The 5,000-nt window shown below is 46.4% G+C and carries 2 protein-coding genes, 2 tRNA genes and 2 rRNA genes (1 of these 6 running past the window's edge); 5 read left to right on the top strand and 1 reads right to left on the bottom strand.

What is annotated here, in order from left to right; all coding sequences use genetic code 11:
• Nucleotides 1-149 precede the first annotated feature (149 nt).
• Nucleotides 150-458 (bottom strand): DUF5340 family protein, encoded by a 309-nt coding sequence (locus tag APA_RS18660; RefSeq protein WP_201323761.1) that lies wholly within the window; start codon nt 456-458, stop codon nt 150-152.
• A 174-nt stretch (nt 459-632) separates the two neighbouring features.
• Here APA_RS18660 and APA_RS18665 point away from each other — a divergent pair, with 174 nt between their 5' ends.
• From APA_RS18665 to APA_RS18685, 5 genes are all read left to right on the top strand, one after another.
• A complete protein-coding gene (locus tag APA_RS18665) occupies nt 633-2,297 on the top strand; it encodes a DUF1565 domain-containing protein (RefSeq protein WP_201323762.1) in 1,665 nt (554 codons plus the stop codon).
• Nucleotides 2,298-2,720: 423 nt separating this feature from the next.
• Nucleotides 2,721-4,206: ribosomal RNA gene (locus APA_RS18670) — 16S ribosomal RNA — on the top strand.
• A 129-nt stretch (nt 4,207-4,335) separates the two neighbouring features.
• Nucleotides 4,336-4,409, top strand: a tRNA-Ile gene (locus APA_RS18675).
• Nucleotides 4,410-4,447: 38 nt separating this feature from the next.
• A tRNA-Ala gene (locus tag APA_RS18680) sits at nt 4,448-4,523 on the top strand.
• A 177-nt stretch (nt 4,524-4,700) separates the two neighbouring features.
• A 23S ribosomal RNA gene (locus APA_RS18685) occupies nt 4,701-5,000 on the top strand; it runs 2,522 nt beyond the window's last position.
• The 16S and 23S rRNA genes sit together here with 2 tRNA genes alongside, the layout of an rRNA operon.

The following is a 5,000-nucleotide window of genomic DNA, read 5'->3' on the forward strand; positions in this document are numbered from 1 at the left end:
GCGCTTTGCGCCGCAACTCTCTTTTGGGTTTTGGTTTCGTCCCAACATATAAGTGGCTAAAGCCGTATGAGTAAACTTTCAGACATTCAAACCCGAAAAAGAAAAGACATCGCTTTGCGATGTCTTTTCTTTTTCGGCTAGAGCACTGATTATGAATCTTTTGAGGGATTAGAGATTTCTTTTAATGATTTCCCCATCTCTTGCTCCGATTCACTCAGCGACCAACGATAAGAAACCTGAATACCGTGATACTCGCACAGATCTTCAACCTGCTTTTGTAAAGCAAAAGCCTTGCGGAGATTTATAATGGCAGCCTGAAGATGCTCCCTCGAAACATTCATCTTTGTTGCTATGTGCGGTTGCTTCATCTCATTGTGCAGTGCTGGCAAGGTCTGACGCTCCAGTAACTGGAGCAAAAGCTCGTAGTGGATATGGGATGGGACAGGAAGTGAACTCACAAATACCTCGATCGATGCAAAACCAAAATTAAAACTTGGCTGTATATTGAGTTGGAGTTTTGGGAGATTGACGCTAAGCCGCTCAAGAAACTATTTGAGGTGCTTCGCGTCAACCTCGGCATATCCAAAGACTTAAAAATTTTGAGACTTAAATAAATTGTAGAGGATAAATTTATGTCATTTTCACGGACATCTCTGAGACTTGCATTTCTTTTTACTTTTGGATTATCTCAAATTGTCACATTAACTGAGTTGGCGATCGCGCAAAATTCTAATCCAGCTAGTTCAAACTCTCTAACCACACTGCAAATTGCTCAAGCCAACACCGTTATTTTTGTCTCTGCCAACGGCTCAGACGCTAATTCAGGTATCTCGGCTGATCAGCCATTGCGATCGCTAACCGCTGCTCTCAATAAAAATCCTCAAAGTGGTGAAATTATTCAATTAGCATCTGGGACTTACTCAGTCGAAACGGGAGAAAAATTCCCCCTCACAATTCCCTCTGGGGTAACTTTGCGCGGTAACTCTGCCAACCAAGGTCAAGAAATTATTATTTCTGGCGGTGGAGTTTTTGTCAGTCCCACCTTTGCTCGTCAAAATATTGCCATGCTCGTTGGTAGTGGCTCTCGCATTGAAGGCATCACCATTACCAATAAAAATCCTAGAGGCTATGCTCTTTGGGTTGAGTCAGCCCAAAACGTCACCATCACAAGCAACACCTTTGCCAATTCCACCCATGACGGAGTTTTCTTAACAGGTGCAACTTCCGCCAATGTCAGCAACAACATTTTTACTAAAAATGGTGCAAATGGTCTCTCAGCTCTTGGTACAAGCACAGGCAATATTCAGTCCAACACCTTTGATAACACAGGATTTGGGCTAGCGATCGGGCAAAACTCAAAAGTTGCTGTTATCTCCAATCGCATCGTCAACAACCGAGGTGGCATCGTTGTCTCGAACCTATCTATGCCCTCATTTCGCAATAATCTCATTGCCAACAATCAGGAAAATGGTCTAGTAATTTTGAAAGATCGCAAGGGACAACCCACAGTAGATCTCGGTACAACCGCTAGCCTTGGTCAAAATATTTTTCAAAATAATAAGCAAACTGATATTAACAATGCCTCTGGAGTCACAGTCGTTGCGATCGGCAACCAAGTCGATCCTAAGCGAGTCCAAGGCTCAGTCAATCTTGTCCAACCAACCTCCCCAATTACATCACCATCTACCCCTACAGTCCCAACGACTCAAGTCACTTTTAAAGATGTACCTAACAACTATTGGGCACAAACCTTTATCCAAGAATTAGCCTCTAGAAATATTATCAAAGGATTTCCCGATGGTAGTTTCCGACCCAACGATCCTGTCACCCGAGCGCAATTTGCCGCATTGCTCAGCCAAGCCATGAACAAGTCAACTATCCGTAGTAGTGCCACTTTTACGGACGTTGATTCAAATTACTGGGCTGCTACCGCCATTCAAAAAGCCTATACCACAGGTTTTATGTCTGGTTATTCCGCCACTACATTCCGCCCCAATGAAAATATTTCCCGCGTGCAAATTCTTGTTTCTTTAGCTAATGGACTAGGCTATGCACCAACTAAACCTACCGACACAACCTTGCAAGCATACTCAGACGCAACTACTATTCCTGCCTATGCCCGCAGCAGTGTTGCCGCCGCAACCGAGAACCGTATGGTCGTCAATTATCCAAATCTAAAACTCTTAAACTCCAACCAGCCATCAACCAGAGCCGAAGTCGCGGCTTTCATTTACCAAGCTTTAGTGCGATCGGGTCAGCTAAAAGCGATTTCCTCCCCATACATTGTCAACCAATAACCCCATCACCTCAATAATCACACTACATTTCCAAGCGCTAGCAAGAAAACCTTAAAAAACTTTTCGGCATAACACTGTTACAGAGCAAGGGAAGAAGAGAATGGAAGGCAGAGGAAAAAAAGAAATATCAAAAAACGCTTGACAAACCCAGCCAACCTTGATAACTTAGTAAAGCGCTGAAGGGAGCGACGAGCGAAAGCGAAGCGAAACCCGCCCTGCGAGGGGAGTGCAAAGAACCTAGACAACCAAATAGTTTGAAAGCTTTAAGAAACCAATAAACCTCGTCAGAAACATAAAAAAGACTAGATTATTGAGAAATAACTAGTTATCCGACAGGATAAGCGAAAAGCTTAAAAAAGTCAAACCCATCCGAAAGGAAAAACGCTTTAGAAAAGTAGAGAGCAATCTTGAAAGTATAAAGACACCATGGAGAGTTTGATCCTGGCTCAGGATGAACGCTGGCGGTATGCTTAACACATGCAAGTCGAACGAAGTCTTCGGACTTAGTGGCGGACGGGTGAGTAACGCGTAAGAATCTACCTATAGGTTCGGGACAACAGTTAGAAATGACTGCTAATACCGGATATGCCGAGAGGTGAAAGTTTTAATGCCTGTAGATGAGCTTGCGTTCGATTAGCTAGATGGTGGGGTAATAGCCTACCATGGCGACGATCGATAACTGGTCTGAGAGGATGACCAGTCACACTGGGACTGAGACACGGCCCAGACTCCTACGGGAGGCAGCAGTGGGGAATTTTCCGCAATGGGCGAAAGCCTGACGGAGCAATACCGCGTGAGGGACGAAGGCCTGTGGGTTGTAAACCTCTTTTGTTAGGGAAGATAATGACGGTACCTAACGAATAAGCATCGGCTAACTCCGTGCCAGCAGCCGCGGTAAGACGGAGGATGCAAGCGTTATCCGGAATTATTGGGCGTAAAGCGTACGTAGGCTGCTAATTAAGTCTGTTGTCAAAGCCCGAGGCTCAACCTTGGATCGGCAATGGAAACTGAATAGCTAGAGAGAGATAGGGGCAGGAGGAATTCCAGGTGTAGCGGTGAAATGCGTAGATATCTGGAAGAACACCAGTGGCGAAAGCGTCCTGCTGGATCTCAACTGACGCTGAAGTACGAAAGCTAGGGGAGCGAATGGGATTAGATACCCCAGTAGTCCTAGCCGTAAACGATGGGTACTAGGTGTTGGTCGTATCGACCCGATCAGTGCCGTAGCTAACGCGTTAAGTACCCCGCCTGGGGAGTACGGTCGCAAGATTGAAACTCAAAGGAATTGACGGGGGCCCGCACAAGCGGTGGAGTATGTGGTTTAATTCGATGCAACGCGAAGAACCTTACCAAGGCTTGACATGTCGTGAATCCTCTTGAAAGGGAGGAGTGCCTTCGGGAGCACGAACACAGGTGGTGCATGGCTGTCGTCAGCTCGTGTCGTGAGATGTTGGGTTAAGTCCCGCAACGAGCGCAACCCTCGTTTTTAGTTGCCATCATTAAGTTGGGCACTCTAGAGAGACTGCCGGTGACAAACCGGAGGAAGGTGGGGATGACGTCAAGTCATCATGCCCCTTACGCCTTGGGCTACACACGTACTACAATGGCCGGGACAAAGAGTCGCAAGCATGCGAATGCAAGCTAATCTCATAAACCCGGTCTTAGTTCAGATTGCAGGCTGCAACTCGCCTGCATGAAGGCGGAATCGCTAGTAATCGCAGGTCAGCATACTGCGGTGAATACGTTCCCGGGCCTTGTACACACCGCCCGTCACACCATGGAAGCTGGTCACGCCCGAAGTCGTTATCTCAACCCGCAAGGGAGGGAGGCGCCTAAGGCAGGGCTGGTGACTGGGGTGAAGTCGTAACAAGGTAGCCGTACCGGAAGGTGCGGCTGGATCACCTCCTTATAGGGAGACCTATTTACTTCTAGACTGAAACAATACAGTATTAAGTCAGAAGTAAGTCATCCCAAGGTCGTTCGAGGAATATTGGAAAGCTTTCAAACTAAGTCAGGTTCTGATTCAAACAACACAAAAGGGCCATTAGCTCAGTTGGTTAGAGCGCACGGCTGATAACCGTGAGGTCACTGGTTCGTGTCCAGTATGGCCCACTTGAGAAATCATTAGTATAAAAGCTAATGACAACTCTGGGGATATAGCTCAGTTGGTAGAGCGCCTGCTTTGCACGCAGGAAGTCAGGAGTTCGAATCTCCTTATCTCCACCAAACTATGACAGACCAACGAAAGCGAGAGCAAGAGTTTAGCAACTCATCTAGTCAGGCAAAGAGCCAAAAACTAGAGAGACTGCTAAATTCTAGCGAAAGCGAAGAATTTAGAAAGAACCTTGAAAACTGCATAGTAATAGTAATAAGAAGCAAGTAGATCCAAAGTGAAAACACAGAGGTCAAGCTACAAAGGGCTCACGGTGAATACCTAGGCACAAGAAGGCGATGAAGGACGTGGTTACCTACGATAAGCTGCGGGGAGCTGGAAGCAAGCCCTGATCCGCAGGTTTCCGAATGGGGCAACCCTATATACTGCCCGTTGAATAAAATAGACGGGAAAGAGCAAACTCAGCGAATTGAAACATCTTAGTAGCTGAAGGAAGAGAAAATAAATAATGATTTCCTAAGTAGCGGCGAGCGAACGGGAACCAGCCCAAACCAGTTGGCATGACCGACTGGGGTTATAGGACAGCAACA

It is taken from the genome of Pseudanabaena sp. lw0831 (assembly GCF_016584665.1).
Taxonomy (GTDB): Bacteria; Cyanobacteriota; Cyanobacteriia; order Pseudanabaenales; family Pseudanabaenaceae; genus Pseudanabaena.